General features: G+C 33.3%; 11 protein-coding genes. 6 read left to right on the forward strand and 5 right to left on the reverse strand.

What is annotated here, in order from left to right; genetic code table 11:
* Positions 1–8: 8 nt before the first annotated feature.
* Entirely contained in the window at positions 9–1,316 is a 1,308-nt protein-coding gene (locus Q0910_RS03115) for an alpha/beta hydrolase (RefSeq protein ID WP_299212486.1), read from the forward strand.
* 13 nt (positions 1,317–1,329) lie between these two features.
* Here Q0910_RS03115 and Q0910_RS03120 read toward each other — a convergent pair whose 3' ends face one another.
* Positions 1,330–2,394, reverse strand: coding sequence for a helix-turn-helix domain-containing protein (locus Q0910_RS03120; protein ID WP_299212488.1), 1,065 nt, complete (start codon positions 2,392–2,394; stop codon positions 1,330–1,332).
* A 226-nt stretch (positions 2,395–2,620) separates the two neighbouring features.
* Between Q0910_RS03120 and Q0910_RS03125 the strand changes: the two genes are divergently transcribed.
* The gene (locus Q0910_RS03125; RefSeq protein WP_299212490.1) at positions 2,621–3,076 is read left to right on the forward strand and encodes a hypothetical protein; all 456 of its coding nucleotides are present in this window, start codon (positions 2,621–2,623) and stop codon (positions 3,074–3,076) included.
* Between the two features lie 6 nt (positions 3,077–3,082).
* Positions 3,083–3,496: a DUF6855 family protein gene (locus Q0910_RS03130; RefSeq protein WP_299212491.1), complete on the forward strand. Its 414-nt coding sequence runs from the start codon at positions 3,083–3,085 to the stop codon at positions 3,494–3,496.
* A gap of 70 nt (positions 3,497–3,566) precedes the next feature.
* On the opposite strand, the gene Q0910_RS03135 is transcribed toward Q0910_RS03130, so the two are convergent.
* The 3 genes from Q0910_RS03135 to Q0910_RS03145 form a co-directional block, all read right to left on the reverse strand.
* Positions 3,567–4,718, reverse strand: coding sequence for an aminotransferase class I/II-fold pyridoxal phosphate-dependent enzyme (locus tag Q0910_RS03135; RefSeq protein WP_299212493.1), 1,152 nt, complete (start codon positions 4,716–4,718; stop codon positions 3,567–3,569).
* Between the two features lie 85 nt (positions 4,719–4,803).
* Entirely contained in the window at positions 4,804–5,832 is a 1,029-nt protein-coding gene (locus Q0910_RS03140) for a helix-turn-helix domain-containing protein (RefSeq protein ID WP_299212495.1), read from the reverse strand.
* A 194-nt stretch (positions 5,833–6,026) separates the two neighbouring features.
* A complete protein-coding gene (locus tag Q0910_RS03145) occupies positions 6,027–8,060 on the reverse strand; it encodes a sensor histidine kinase (protein WP_299212497.1) in 2,034 nt (677 codons plus the stop codon).
* Between the two features lie 144 nt (positions 8,061–8,204).
* Between Q0910_RS03145 and Q0910_RS03150 the strand changes: the two genes are divergently transcribed.
* Complete coding sequence (locus tag Q0910_RS03150) at positions 8,205–9,065, forward strand: hypothetical protein (protein WP_299212499.1); 861 nt, start codon at positions 8,205–8,207, stop codon at positions 9,063–9,065.
* Between the two features lie 13 nt (positions 9,066–9,078).
* Positions 9,079–11,316: an NAD(P)-binding protein gene (locus Q0910_RS03155; RefSeq protein ID WP_299212501.1), complete on the forward strand. Its 2,238-nt coding sequence runs from the start codon at positions 9,079–9,081 to the stop codon at positions 11,314–11,316.
* A gap of 82 nt (positions 11,317–11,398) precedes the next feature.
* Here the strand turns inward: Q0910_RS03155 and mnmE are convergent, their stop codons facing one another.
* Positions 11,399–12,814, reverse strand: a complete 1,416-nt coding sequence (gene mnmE, locus Q0910_RS03160) for a tRNA uridine-5-carboxymethylaminomethyl(34) synthesis GTPase MnmE (RefSeq protein ID WP_299212502.1) — start codon at positions 12,812–12,814, stop codon at positions 11,399–11,401.
* Between the two features lie 296 nt (positions 12,815–13,110).
* Between mnmE and Q0910_RS03165 the strand changes: the two genes are divergently transcribed.
* A complete protein-coding gene (locus Q0910_RS03165; RefSeq protein ID WP_299212504.1) occupies positions 13,111–15,537 on the forward strand; it encodes a T9SS type A sorting domain-containing protein in 2,427 nt (808 codons plus the stop codon).
* The last annotated feature ends 4 nt before the right edge of the window (positions 15,538–15,541 follow it).

The following is a 15,541-nucleotide window of genomic DNA, read 5'->3' on the forward strand; positions in this document are numbered from 1 at the left end:
TTTTAAACATGCGAATACTATTTATTTTCATTATTTTTAGTTTGACTGTTCATTCTCAAGAATTAAATCGAAGAGCCTTTTTTGAATCAAAAATATCTTGGCCTAATAATAAAATTCCGGGAGCTGAAATTAGCGAGATTCTTGAAAAATCTATTCTACATAAAGCTGGATTTAGGGAAGGAGATGTTATCATAAAAGTCGATGACAGAGCTGTTTTAAATCAAGAAGATTGGAGTGCAATAACTTACAGCTTAAGTTCTGTACGTGATACTAAGATAGAAGCAAAACGTAACGGGAAATTATTTTTAAAAAGTGTAAGATTAAAACCATTGCCACTGGAAGAAAATATAAATGTAGAAACCCTTTATGAAACTATCACTAATGATTTTGGTATAAAACAGCGAACTATTATTACGATACCAAAAGGGAAGAGAAATCAAAAAAATCCTTCCATTGTACTCATACAGGGGCTAAGCTGTTCTTCTATTGAAAAATATTCAAGTAGAAGTAATAATTGGGTTAAACTTATTCAGGATTTGGTAGAAAACTCCAATATGGTAGTTATGAGAATTGAGAAACCTGGAGTTGGCGATAGTGAAGGTGATTGTGGAAAAACAGATTTTTTAACAGAACTTAATGGATACGAATCTGCTATAAAAAAATTAAAATCAAAGCCTTATGTGGATAGTTCTAAGGTTGTTGTTTATGGTAATAGTATGGGAAGTGCTTTAGCACCATATCTAGCAACTAAGTTTAGTCTTGCAGGTGTTATTTCTGACGGAACTTTTTTCAAATCCTGGTACGAACACATGTTAGAAATTGAGAGGCGAATTTTGGAAATAGAGGATAAAACTCAAGAAGAAATCTATAATCTGATGAATACAATATATATACCACTATACTATGAAATGCTTGTGAAAAAGAGGAGCTTTGAAGATGTTTTAAAAGATAATCCTACTTATGTTAAGTACCATCGACAAGGTCTCCAGCATATGTATGGAAGACCTATGAATTATTATCATCAAGTACAAGATTTTAATTTCGCAAAACATTGGGAAAATATAAAAGTCCCTGTGCGTATAAGATGGGGTACTAATGATTGGATTATGACCGAAAATGATAACGATATGATTATATCAGTTTTAAAGGCAAAAAATCATAAAAATCATAAATTATATAAGTATAAAGATTTAGATCATTGGAGTACTATTCATCCAGATTATACGAGTAGTTTTAATTTTAAACCTGGTACTTGGGAGAAAAAGATTAGTCAACAAATCATTGATTGGACTTGGGAAATCTTAAAAAAACCTTAGCGCTTTATATTTTTTATTCTATATTTTTTGTGATTTGTAAATATTCCTTAGGTGTTACACCTTCAATGTTTTTAAAGTTTCTGTAAAAAGTTGCTTTTGAGTTGAAACCTACTTTATTTGCAATTCCCAATAAACTATATTTATTATTTTCACTTAAAGCTACTAGTTTTTTAAAGGCTTCAACTCTATATGTATTTATAAATTCTATAGGAGATTTATTGAATTCTTTTTTTAGGAATAATTTAAACTCTTTCTCATTTACTTGTGAGGCTTTTAGTGAAAGTTTCAGATCAAAATCAGTATTCAAAAATAACTTTTGAGTGTCGAAAACATCATTTATAAAGGCTATTATCTTTTCATTATTTTTTATGGTATCGAAACCTGTATATATTTTTTCACCTAGTAAAATAGGTTTTAAAGAAGGAGACTCGATAAAAGCAAATACCAACATACCTAGATTAACTATAATCGCTATGTTAATGTAGAAATTTGATGATAAAAAACTGGATGTAGCTTTGAGTTTCTCTTCACCAAACAAAAATGGAATAATAGCCTCTGATACTAGTACGATTCCATATAAAGACATTACAACAAAGAAAATAGTATATCTCTTATGAATGGGCGGTAATAGAATGATTTTAAGTTCTTTTAGAAGCAATAAACCTTTGATGAAATAAAAAAGGTAGGATGCGAAAATAAAAATATTAATAAAACCGACAAGGTTGATAATGTTTGATATATAAAAAGCATTGAAGCCAAACTTTACCGATAAATAAAAACTATGTACAATAATGGGAGGTATTAAATTTTTAAGAATCAAATGATTTTGATTTTTTTTTATGAGCACTAGCATATATAGGTAAATTAGTGATGGTAAAAACATATGTTTATAGCCACCCAATAATATATTGGCACTTAAGTTCATGTTGAACTTTGGCCAATAAATAGTATATATAAAAGACATTGCTAACAAACAACATAATGAACCAAGAATGATATTTCTTAATCTTCTGTTTAAAATATTAAAAATGCCTAGGATTATTAGTTGAGAATAAAGACATATTAAAATACCATTCATTAGCATATCTGGGAAATTCGTATTCATGTATTGTATCAATATTTAAAAATTTTAAGATGTATTTTATATCATAAATAAATGACAACGTAAGTTAGTATTTGTTACTCAAATCAATAAATTTCTTAGATAAATTAACCCTCAATTAGTCTCAAAAATACTAATGAGACTTCTAATTAACTCGTTTAAAATGGTAAGAGATTACATTTGAATACTTATACGATTATTCATGAAAGATACTATTAATGTGAAGGCTCAAACAATCAAAAAAATGTTTAGTAGAACAACTTCTATAGAAAGATATATAGATGCTAAACCTGAAATAATATGGGATCTGCTCGTTTGCGGAAAAGAGTATCCACAATGGAATAGCACGATTACTGTGTTTGAAGGTATTATTAAGCAAGGACAAACAATCAAACTAAAAAGCTATTTAGCGGAAAAACGTACATTTAAATTAAAAATTAAAGAGTTTATACCTAATAAAAAATTGGTTTGGGCTGATTTCATGGGTAGGAGAACATTTTTAATACAACCCTATCATGAAGGTGTTATGTTTCGTATGAGTGAAACTATCGGAGGTCCTCTTTTTCCAATATTTTCCAAAATGATTCCACCATTTGACGAAGCGTTTGAAAAATTCACTAATGATTTAGAAAAAGAAGTAATTAAACAAAAGAACTAAGATAATATGAATTATGAAGAAACCATAGGAACGGCTGAAAACCCCATAGTATTGAAAACTCCTTCATTATCATCCGAGTATACCATGCATGTTGCTGAGAAAGACGGGAAAGTAATTTTAGTGTGTACAGTAAAATCTACGATATTACATTATGATATCAGAATCATAAAAGATTTGCACGATATGCTCAAAAAACATGGAGATTGGATGCTTTTAGGCAGTAAAGATGAGAAAGTGGAGGCAAAAGAAGGCACAGTAGAGTTTTGGGGACGCTCTCCAGAAAATCCAATAGGAGGTTGGTACGGCTTAAAAAAAGGATTACGCGGTCGAGTGGGTATGTATATTCCTCCTTTAATGGAAGCTTTGGGTTTAGCCGAAGTTGAACATAACAAACGTAACAATAGTATGAAAGGAATTTAAATTATTGGATATATAGAGAACAAGTATATTGGATACTACTTGAAAAAATAAAATGAAAGGAAAGAAATGGTTATAACCATTTCTTTCCTTTCATTTTATCAAACAAAAAACCTATGTCATCCTCAGATCCCATAGTTACTCGTGCCCAATTTGATTTTGTTGGCCAACCACCGGCAAGCAAAATTTCATTCTTAGACATAAGCTCTTTGTAGGCTTTAAAGTTTTTAACATCAAAGTATACAAAGTTAGCTTCACTAGGAATATAATTGAGTCCAAGTTTATCAAGCTCATTGTAAAATGCATTTCGTGTTTTGATATTGTTATTTTTTGATGCTTCCAAAAAGACATCATCTTTTAAGGATGTAATTGCAGATGCAACGCTAAGTGAATTAGGCATATTACCAGGAAAACCTAAAGTGAATTTTTTCTCCATTTCGGCTATAAGTGATTCTGGTCCTAACATAAAACCAATTCGTAAACCCGCTAAACCATATATCTTAGAGAAAGTGCGAGTAACGAGAACATTTTTTCCCTCAGCAATGAGAGGTGCCATGGATTTGTTTTTCCAAGAATCCATAAAATGAATATATGCCTCATCGACAAGTACAGTGGTCTTATCCGATACAAGTCTGCAAAATGATTTTAATCTCTCAGTTTCTATAACAGTCCCTGTTGGGTTATTAGGATTACAGAGCGTTAAAAGACTAGTTTCAGAACTAATTCTGGATTCCATTTCTGTCAAATTCATTCTGAAATCTGAATCTACTTCCACAGGTGTAACTTTTGCTCCTATCTTTCTGGCAAAAAGTCCAATTACGTCAAATGTTGGGCTGGGAACAATTATTTGTTCTCCTTTACTTCCGAAATGAGTTGCAGCCCATATTAAAGGTTCAAAAGATCCATGACCCAGTAGCACATTTTCGGGCTTCAAACCCTCTTGTTTTGCTATCAGTTGTTTTAGAGTTTTTGCATCATATTCATAGAAAGTTGAATACCGGTTGCTACGAAATATAACTTGCTTAATTGTATTTTCTACATTCTTGCTTGGACCGAGATGATTCTCATTGTAAAGTAATCTTCTTACAGTACTTTTTTTACTCTTATCATCTTCGCTATAATAGTCTCCATTAATTTCAGAAAAAGCATCCAAAGGAAATAGACTTAAAGCAGCAGAGGCTGCCAAAGAGTTTTTTAACCATTGTCTTCTGTTAGTTGTATCCATAATTTTAAAGTTTTTCTAAATCAACTAAAAATTAGGGATACTCTCTATCGGATTCATGAATCCAATAGAGATTTAATATAAAATACTAGGAAACTATTCGAGTACTGTTTTTTAATCGATATTCAGATGGTGTAGATTTTGTAAATAACTTGAATGCTACATTAAAAGAAGACAGGCTATTGAAACCTGAATCTAAAGCAATAGCTATAATTTTTGTATCTGGATGACTGGAACTAAGGAGTTCTTTGGCTTTTTTAATTCTATATTCATTTATAAAATTTGAAAAATTCTTGTTGGCATGTCTATTTATTATCATAGAAATATCTCTAGGAGATAAATTAAGTCTGGAAGATAAAGACACTAATTTTAAATTAGGATCTAAATAAAGATGATCTTCCATTATTAATTTTCTTATTTGGCTTAGGTGGACTTCACCATCTTCTATAGTAATAGTAGTGTTAAGATATTTTTCTTTATTGTTTTTGTTGTCAAATATTCCCTTTCTATCATAAGCTAAAAATAGTGTTATAAACATTAGAATAGAAAATGCAACTACACCAGCAGAATAGACAGGAATTACCTTAATAAATATTAAAGCATAGACTATCCACATTAGGCAAAGAGCCAAAACCAATAAAATATACCATTCTCTTACTTTTTTGTTTACTGTAATTTGTCTTTTCTCAGAGATAAATAGACTTGCGATTACATAAGAAAATGAATGCATTAAGATGAAACTATAACTCAATTTCCAAAAGTTACTGTTAATTTCATTTGGGAAATAATCACAAAAAATAATATAAGCAGCACTAGGGATAAAATGAAATATTACCAATTTCAATTGAATTTTCGATTTTATAAAGAGTGAATATCCGTAGAGATATAATAAAGGACCCACTGCTAAATTGGCTGCTAAACCAAGATTCTTAATAAAAACAGGGAGCTCTACATAATTATAAAAAACGGATTTGGTAATCCTTAAAGTTAGCATGATAAGTAATACTCCTAATATGGTGTTCTGGATTTTTTTAATTCTAAGTAAATAAATTCCAAAGAACAAACTTATTCCAAGTCCAATACCACTTATGATCGCTATTAATAATTTGACTACCATTTTTTTTAACCTATCTTTAAAGATAAACCTACTAGAATATAAAAATATACAATAATAGAAAGAAAATCCACTTCCCAATATAATATGTAAAAAAAACTGATATATAAAGAGATAGAAGAGTAGAAGGTTTACTAATGGTGAAAGTTTTGTTCATTTTAGAGAAGCTAATGTTTACTATTTGAGTAATCCGTACATTAACTTTGGCTTTTTTCTAATTCACCTTTAGAGTCAAAAGTGATAATAAATTTGGTTCCGCTACCTAATTTGCTTTCACAATGGATTTCGCCATTCATGGCTTCTACATATTTTTTTACGATGGATAACCCTAGACCTATTGATGATTCACCAGCTGTAGGTTGCGCACTGAGTTTTTGAAACCTTCCAAATAATTTCTTCTGATCTTCTTCGCTAATACCAGGTCCGTTATCTTCGACCACAACTTTTGTTTTTCCTTTATAAGATTTTACATGCAATACCACTTTACTTCCTTTTTTAGAAAACTTGAGTGCATTAGAAAGTAAGTTTTCTAAAACCTGTATCAGGTAGTTTTTATCCACTTCGACAAAATGATTCCCTTCTTCAACTTCTACCAGTAGTTTAATATTTTTTTCTGTTGCAGCGAGATGAAAATTTTGGACTACATATGGAACTAGTTCATTCAAATTAATAATCTCGTTTATTAACTTGACTTCATTTTTCTCCAAAGCATGTGTATCCAATATACGACTTATCATTTGTGTTAAGCGATCAACAGAATTATTAATCTCATTTAAATAGGTTTCCTGGTCTTCAGTTACTTCCATAGCTGGTATATCAAGTAACCATATTAATCCTTTCATTTGATGCAGAGGAGTTCTAAGATCATGGGCAACCAAATTTACCAGCATATCTTTTTCCTCATTCAGATTGACTAGTTCTTCGTTTCGGATGGCTACTTCTGCCGTTCGTTCCTTCACCTTCTCTTCTAATAATATATTTTGCTCTTGAATCAATCTTTCATTTTCTTTGGCTGATATCAGCGCTTCTAATTGTGCATCTTCTTTTTGCTTTTTGTACATATTAATCCGATCACCTAGTGCAAAGGAAAGTAGCAATACTTCCAAGGCAGAACCAATCTGCATCGCATTTAAATAGGTCATTACAAAAGTCAGGTTTAATGATTCTAGTATCGCAAAACAGATGCCAATAATAAGAGCTCCCCACGCGAATAAGTAATAGATAGCAGGACGAAATCCTTTTAATTTAAATCGAATACCTAAGATAAGAAAATACATTGCCATGATTAGAAGACCGCCTTGAGCTAACTTCAGACCTGCTATTTTATAACCTAGTATTACAAATACACACACTAAAAAGCCTATAACAAGAAACACCATAGAACCTTTATGCAAGCGAGGATCGGATTTCTTGGTATTCAGAAATTTTTGGGTAAACAAAGTAGCCGTTATCATGGTCAATCCAGAACTGACCACTACTAATTGATTAAGAAAAGGCGTATTCGGCCAAAAGTATTCAAAGAAATATCCAAATACAGAAGCCATAAACCATGTAATACTGAATACATAGGCGATGTAGTAGAGGTATATTCTCTCTCTAGTTGAAAAATACAAAAAGAGGTTATATAGGAAGATCAAGAGCATAAAACCAAAATAGATTCCCTGAAGAAAGTCTAAATCATGCTCGTATGCTACAAAGTTGGAAAGTGTTCCTACTCTAAGAAGGAAAAACAAAGGCTGATCACTCTTTACTCTAAGGTAAAAGGTTCGTGTGATATCCTCATCAAAATCAAGAGCAAATAAATAATTACCTACTTCAATTTCCCTAGTATCGAATGGCAAGTCATCACCTGTATGTCTGGTAGAAATTAGTGTATTTCTCTCATCAAATTCATAAAGAGATATAGCATCAATGTAAGCCGAACCGACATTCAGAAAAAAATTACCTGGTGTTGTCTTAGTAAGTTTGAATTTTAACCAGTAAGCGGAAGCTGTACTGGAAAAATTTATAGTTTCTTGTGAATATGCTTTAAACGGTGTTTCTAGGTTATTATTTGTGATTTCTTCGATGGATAATCCAAGAGAAGCATCCTCCAGATAATAAGTTTGTTTTCCAATATCCTGCAGTTCTGTGGAATCATCCAGAAGAATCGCTGTCTGACCAAATGAAGTAAGAGTTGACAACCATATAATGGATAAGAACCCTAAATAGTATTTGAAATAAGTTGCCATTCTTAATGCTTAATATTTTGAAAAATCATTTTTGCATGATAAGTAAATTTATGAAATATATGAGTAAGATTCCCTAAAAATATTTATTGTATTTAACATTTTAACTCGTAAATTTAAGAACTATATACAAAACTTTACTACCATATGAACCAACTTAAAATACTTGAGGAAAAGGCTAAAGAAATTGTACTTGGAGTCTCTGATAATCCTCAAGGCCGCTATAAACTGCGTTACGAATTCTATCAAAAATATGGAGATCCTTTTATTGAAGGAAATGAAGGATTAGGAAATTCTGAATTAGCATTTATTGATTGGGAAATAAAAAGAGGGACGCTTAACCCTTTGAATGTACAACCTTCAGGAAGTCCATGGTGGAGAGAAGTGAACAGCCATTTTTTATATGTAGCAACCCTTGCCCAATTGATCAAAGAATCTGGTGAGGTGTTTCAAGATTTACCGGTTCCAGTTAATTTTTGGCTTGATTATATCAATACACCCAATGAATGTTCGTGGTATCGCGCCCATAATTCTAGTATCATTTCAGGATATCAAGTAGCCGATTCATTAGCTTATAACGAAACTATTTATGAGCAATATTTTATGAATATCGTTCTCTATCGATTACTGTATGCTCAGTCCATGGTAGAAGGCGTAAGTTTCGGAATCTTAGGTAAAATATTTGCCAATCCTCGAGGGTCTGCTGTTTCTATAATAACAGATATAGAAGCCTTTTATCCTAGTCATTATCCATTGTCCAAAGAAGATATTAAGTATGTTACCCATCATGCACATAATCTAATGGGGTTGATTGAAGACGTTTTTGATAAGCTTTTCATAGTACCACATTTAGACGAGTTATATACCGAAGCCGCTACATGGAATAACTCCCCAATAGTGAAGAAGTTTATCAAGAATAATAAACCTATTTATCCCATTAGTGAGAGTAAGCTCAGTACAATACATTTCAATAAAAAGTTAACAACTAAAAAAATTCCAATTTCTTAAAACCAACAAATCAATGCAAAACAAACAAGAGAACAAAAAGAAAATAGCCATTCTAGGTAGTGGTATGTCATCCTTAACAGCTGCTTATGAACTTAGCTCCTATGAAAACTGGCAAGATCATTATGATATCACCATCTATCAAATGGGATGGAGACTAGGAGGTAAGACAGCTACCGGAAGAGGTCCAAACGAAAGGATTCAAGAGCATGGAATTCATATCGCTCAGGGATGGTATGAAAATGCTTTCCGCCTGATTCAGGACTCTTACAAAGAATGTGAAAAACATAATCTAATGCCTGATAGCCCCTTTAAATCCTGGGAAGATGCTTTTGATCGAGAGGACACAACATTACTTACTCATTTTGATCCTAAGACAAATCAATGGATTAAAAAGAATATTATTTTTCCATCTAATGATTATATACCTGGTCAAGGTGGACCATTACCTTTTTCAGCAATTGTTCACAAAGCAGTGGGACTAATTTCCGAAATTTTGTTTGGTACAGATCCGAACAAAGATAGTCTTATGAATATGGCTTCTGAACCTGCCAAAGAAATTAAATCACCTGAGCATCATCCGCTTTGGGCAAGTTTCAAATCTAAATTTGAAGGATTTATAAAGGACAAAATTTTTAAACATGAAGGTGAAAAGTTACTTAATTATATATCCGAATTGGTTCAGAACCTGACCAGTGAGGATCACGATCATGCAAAACGAAAAGATCATCACTCCTTAATAAAAGAACTACTTGATTTACTTTCTAAATGGGCGGCTAAGCTCATTAATTCCATAGCAGATCATAATGAGTACTTCTATTGGTTGGCTGTATTTGTAGAATTCGGACTCGTTAATATGAAAGGAACATTTGATGATGTATATGATCCGGAAACTCACGAACTAGATTATGAACGTATCAATGATTTGGATTATCGGGAATGGCTCAAAAAACATGGAGCTAGTGAACGATTATTGAGTTCTGCAATGGTTAGATTTCTGTATACAGGAACATTTCACAACCTAACGGGAACTGATCAGCAAGGTAGTCTGGCAGCTGGAGTTGGACTTCATTTTCTAACAAATTCTGCAGGTTACAAAGGATCTTTTGTGTGGAAGTTTAAAGCCGGAACAGCGGATACCATGATCACTCCAATTTATTTGACACTTAAAAATAGAGGTGTAAACTTTAAGCTCTTCCATAAAGTTGAACAAGTACACTATTCGGATTCTGGAGAAATAGAAAAGGTATCTATGGCCGAACAGGTTACATTAAAAAATGGTACATATAACCCTACGTATCCTTTCAAAGGCTTAGATGTATGGCCAGGAGAACCTCTTTATGACCAGATTGATGATCAACAAGCCAAAGCGCTTAAGGAAGGTAAATATGATCTGGAAGAAGCTTGGTGTGGTTGGGAAAATGTGGGGCAACTTTCTTTAGAAAAGGGTAAAGATTTTGACTACGTGATTTTGGGAATCCCTATTGATGTTTTAGGTGGAGATGAGGGTATTTGTAAGGAGATTATAGCTAATAATACAGCCTGGAATAACATGTATAATCACGTTAAAAGTATTCCTACAATGTCTATGCAATTGTGGATTAAGCCTACACTAAAAGAGTTAGGTATGAATTTGCCGGATTGGGGTTTCCCAGAAGGATCTTTACCTAATCTGGTTACTTATGCTGATCCTCAGTATTCATTTATAGATATGTCACAGGTGATGCCGTATGAAGATTGGGAAAATGATAAACCTGGCGTATTGATATACTATACAGGATCATTCTTAGATCCTGAAAATATACCTCCATATTCGGATCAAGCGTATCCTCACGATCAATTGGAACGTATAATGCGTGTCTCAGAACAATGGTTGAAAGATAAAATGGGCTGGTTTTTTCCGAATGCTACTACACTGGAGTATCCAGAAGGAATGAAGTTAGATGTAATTCATGATTTTTCGAAAACTGCCAAAACCGATTATGGTAGATTGAAAACACAGTTTTTTAGAGCTAACGTAAACCCAACGGATAGATACACCTTATCACTTCCTGGTTCCAACAAATATCGTCTTAAAGCTAGTGAGTCTGGTTTTGATAATCTTATAATAACTGGAGATTGGATCAATTTTGGTGTGAATGTAGGGTATTATGAAGGAGCTATAGTTGCAGGTCTTCAAGCAGGTCAGGTAATGAGAGATAAACTTGGATTGCCATCCGAAACAACTATTTTTAGTGGAGTAACGTTGAAGTAGTAAAATATAAAGTTTTACTTTTTTGAAGTATAGATTCAATAAGAGGGACTCGTTTCCCTCTTATTTTTTGCTAATTGTAATTTTACTTTCCAATACAGAAATTTGCAAAAATATTACCCAATAAGTCATCGGAGGTAATCTCACCAGTGATCTCACCAAAGTGATATAAGGCCTGTCTAATATCGATAGCCATTAAATCTCCGGATATTCCATTATCAATTCCATATTGTACTTTTTGGATTTCTTCTAGAGCCTTCAACAATGCATCATAATGACGAGAATTGGTAACAATAGTTTCATCATTTCGCAAGGCTCCTGTATTGACGAATTCCAGAAGTTTGTTTTGTAATTCTTCTACACCCGTGTTTTGTTTAGCAGACAATAAATGAATGTTTTCGATTTCAGACTGTAGCGTTGAAATTTGATCATCATTAAGTTTATCAACCTTATTTGCAACAACAATTAGGGGTTTCTGAGGATACTTATTCCTAATTTGATTTAGCTCAACAATCATTTCTCTCCCTTTGGGGGAGATGCCGGAGGCAGAGGGGGATTCAGTCAACTCTGAACTATCCACCAAATAAATAACTACTTGTGCTTGTTCAATTTTTTCGAAAGTCTTTTTGATCCCAATACTTTCTACCACATCTTTAGTATCTCTAATACCTGCTGTATCAATGAATCGGAAACCAATACCTCCAATGTTAATTTCATCTTCAATCGTATCTCGAGTTGTTCCTGCAATGTCCGAAACAATAGCACGCTCTTCATTTAATAAAGCATTCAACAAAGTAGATTTACCTACATTAGGTTCTCCAACAATTGCCACAGGAATTCCATTTTTAATAACATTACCGACAGCAAAAGAATCTATCAACCGCTTTAAAACCTTAATAATTCTCGATATCAAATCCTGGAACTGAGTTCTATTCGCAAATTCTACATCTTCCTCAGCAAAATCAAGTTCTAATTCAATTAGAGATGCGAAATTGAGAAGCTCATCCCGTAGTTTTTTAATTTCATTACTAAACCCACCTCGCATTTGTTGCATGGCAATCTGATGAGAAGCTTCAGAATCAGAAGCAATCAAATCAGCAACCGCTTCTGCCTGAGATAAATCTAGTTTCCCATTGATAAAAGCTCTAAGTGTAAATTCTCCAGCATTGGCTGCTCTACACCCTTTACGAAGTAATAATTGAATAATTTCTTGTTGTATATAGCTAGATCCGTGACAAGAGATTTCTACCGTTGGCTCACCTGTATATGAATTTGTTCCTTTAAAAAGTGATACTAATACCTCGTCCAAGACACGCTCACCATCCAATATATGACCTAAATGTATTGTATGACTTTTTTGTTTAGTAAGATCTTTACCTCTAATAGAACGAAATAAAGGTGCACAGATACCAATTGCATCGTTTCCGGAAACTCGTATCACAGCAATAGCACCTGCTCCTGCAGGAGTAGCCAAAGCAACTATAGTGTCTTGTGGAATCATACTTTTATTAATCAAAACACAAAAATAGACATAATATAAGTCTTGATTTTCAATTTAGACTTCAAACTTTTTTTGTAGACCGTTTTTTCTTCCTTACTTTTATCGATGGGGTAAAAGATTACAAAAGAATAAAAGAAAAATAGTATAGAGATAGTTCAGTAATAACTGAGTTGCTTTCTTATGGAATATTTGTTTAAGGCTTAACTAACCTTAACTAACCTTAACTAACCTTAACTAACCTTAACGGTTGATTTAGTAACTAAATTTAATTTCTATATACTAAAACTTTTATTTTTATGAATTTTCACAGCACAAACTCAAGTAATAGCAGGAGACTGTTATTAAAACTCAAAATTACTGCTGCTATTTGCGCAGTATTCATGCTATTTCCCTTTATCAATTATGCTCAGGTTCAGGATTTAGCAAGACATGAAACTCCTTATAATTTAACACTAAAATCTGACGGAGTCATCAATAAAAATGGGACGGAAGTAATTACTCAAGAAGTTTCAGAAACAGGAGCTACCTGGTTACGTCTATTTTTTAAAGATGTAAACTTAGGTAATAATAGTACGATAAAGATTACTTCAAAATTAGATGGAGCTACACAAACCTTAACTGCCCAAACCATAAAGGATTGGAATAATTCCAGTGCTTATTTTAATGGTGATGCGGTAACGGTTACCTTATCGGTGGCTTCAAATGACAAATCAGCAGGAATTAATATTTCAACATTAAGTGTGGGAGAATTAGATCCTACTATCAAATCTCAATGTGGATCTAATGATGATAGAGTGGATTCTAATGATGCAGCTATCGGAAGAATGGTTCCTATTGGATGTACCGGATGGATCATTACTAATGGTAAACTAGTTACTGCGGGACATTGCGTAGGTAGCAGTGCTCAGGTAATCGAATTTAATGTACCAAAATCTAATCCAGACAGAACTATTGTACATCCTGGACCAGAAGATCAATACCCAATAGGTAATTTTGTATCACCATATCCAGGAAGCCCAAGCCAAGCAAATGATTGGGGAGTATTTACTGCCTCTGCAAATTCACAGACTGGTTTAATGCCAATTCAAGCACAAGGCGCATCATACAATGTAGTACAAGATGCACCAGGTGCTAATATTACAATAACCGGTTTCGGAACTGATACAGGAATCGATAACCAAACACAACAAATCCACACAGGACCACTTAGTTCTACTACAAATACCTTTGTTAGATATAGAACAGACACTACAGGAGGAAATTCTGGTAGTCCAATTATTGATACAGCAACAGGAAATGCAGTAGGTGTTCATGCGTATGGAGGTTGTTCTGGATCTGGAGGATCTAATTCTGGAGAAAGAGCTACCATACCTGCTTTCTGGGATGCAATGGGATTAGGAACACCACCGCCACCGCCTGTTGAGGAGTGTACAGGAGATGTTTCTTCTTTTCCGTATAGTGAAAGTTTTGAAGGATCTATTGGAGCTTGGTCTCAGTCTGCAAGTGATGATATCAATTGGACTGTGAATTCTGGAGGTACACCTTCTAATGGAACTGGACCTAGCGGAGCAGTTGACGGTAATTCTTATATCTATGTAGAAGCATCCGGAAACGGAACTGGGTATCCAAACAAGCAAGCAATTTTAAATGCTCCTTGTTTAGATTTTGGAGGAGTCTCATCACCAACGCTTAATTTTCAATATCATATGGTAGGTGATGCTGTTGGTACATTAAATATTGAAGCTAGAACTAATAATACTGGTAATTGGACGAGTGTATTTACTAGATCAGGAGCTCAAGGTACTAATTGGAACGAAGCAAGTGTAGATCTTTCTGCATATGCTGGTAATTCTAGCGTACAATTACGATTAAATGTCGTTACCGGTACTAGCTGGCAAGGAGATATCACAATAGATGATTTAAGTATCACAAACGGAACAACACCACCGCCACCAGTTTGTGATTCATTAAATTTCAATGATTTCAATATCAATGGATTTTCTAATCAGGATGCTGCAGGAAACTTCTCTATAGGTAATGGAGGTTCTTCTATAGCTATGACTAATAACACCTGGAAATATATTGCTTTGAGTTATATAGTGACGGCTAATACTGTAATTGAATTCGATTTTAGTAGTTCTTCTCAGGGAGAAATCCATGGGGTTGGTTTTGAAGAAGATAATACGTTGACTTCTAATAGATATTTTAAAGTCCACGGAACCCAAAATTATGGAGTTACTAATTTTGATAATTATTCTAGTGGTACAGCTACCTATGTGATTCCTGTTGGTAATTTTTATACCGGAAATATGGATAGATTAGTATTTATTAATGATAATGATGCAGGAAGTGGAAACACTTCGGTTTTTTCTAATGTGAAAATTTATGAAGGTTCTTGTGGGCAATCTGCAACCGCAGAAAGTTTAGTGGCTAACTTGGAATCAGCTGAAGCAATATTAGGAGATGAGCCAGAAGGTATATTTTCTGATGTTAGTATAGCTCCAAACCCAGCTACTAATAATTTTTCTATTCGTCTTAGTTCTTATGTGAAAAAGGCTAATGCTAACATATTTTCCATCTTAGGTCAGAAACAAGCTCAAATAGAATTACAATCAGGTCTCAATACTATTTCTGCTCAGAATTTATCACTAGGTCGTGGTATTTATATAGTTCGAATAGAAAGTGATGGTGAGTCTACAGCTAAGAAACTAATCATCAACTAACCAA

It is taken from the genome of uncultured Aquimarina sp., from assembly GCF_947495315.1.
Taxonomy (GTDB): Bacteria; Bacteroidota; Bacteroidia; order Flavobacteriales; family Flavobacteriaceae; genus Aquimarina.

Bases quoted from the DNA above. Each gene is read 5' to 3' on its own strand.
- Q0910_RS03165 (WP_299212504.1), top strand. From the start codon at position 13,111: ATGAATTTTCACAGCACAAACTCAAGTAATAGCAGGAGACTGTTATTA.
- Q0910_RS03135 (WP_299212493.1), bottom strand. From the start codon at position 4,718: ATGGATACAACTAACAGAAGACAATGGTTAAAAAACTCTTTGGCAGCC.
- Q0910_RS03145 (WP_299212497.1), bottom strand. From the start codon at position 8,060: ATGGCAACTTATTTCAAATACTATTTAGGGTTCTTATCCATTATATGG.
- mnmE (WP_299212502.1), bottom strand. From the start codon at position 12,814: ATGATTCCACAAGACACTATAGTTGCTTTGGCTACTCCTGCAGGAGCA.
- Q0910_RS03140 (WP_299212495.1), bottom strand. From the start codon at position 5,832: ATGGTAGTCAAATTATTAATAGCGATCATAAGTGGTATTGGACTTGGA.
- Q0910_RS03155 (WP_299212501.1), top strand. From the start codon at position 9,079: ATGCAAAACAAACAAGAGAACAAAAAGAAAATAGCCATTCTAGGTAGT.
- Q0910_RS03150 (WP_299212499.1), top strand. From the start codon at position 8,205: ATGAACCAACTTAAAATACTTGAGGAAAAGGCTAAAGAAATTGTACTT.
- Q0910_RS03115 (WP_299212486.1), top strand. From the start codon at position 9: ATGCGAATACTATTTATTTTCATTATTTTTAGTTTGACTGTTCATTCT.
- Q0910_RS03120 (WP_299212488.1), bottom strand. From the start codon at position 2,394: ATGAATGGTATTTTAATATGTCTTTATTCTCAACTAATAATCCTAGGC.
- Q0910_RS03130 (WP_299212491.1), top strand. From the start codon at position 3,083: ATGAATTATGAAGAAACCATAGGAACGGCTGAAAACCCCATAGTATTG.
- Q0910_RS03125 (WP_299212490.1), top strand. From the start codon at position 2,621: ATGAAAGATACTATTAATGTGAAGGCTCAAACAATCAAAAAAATGTTT.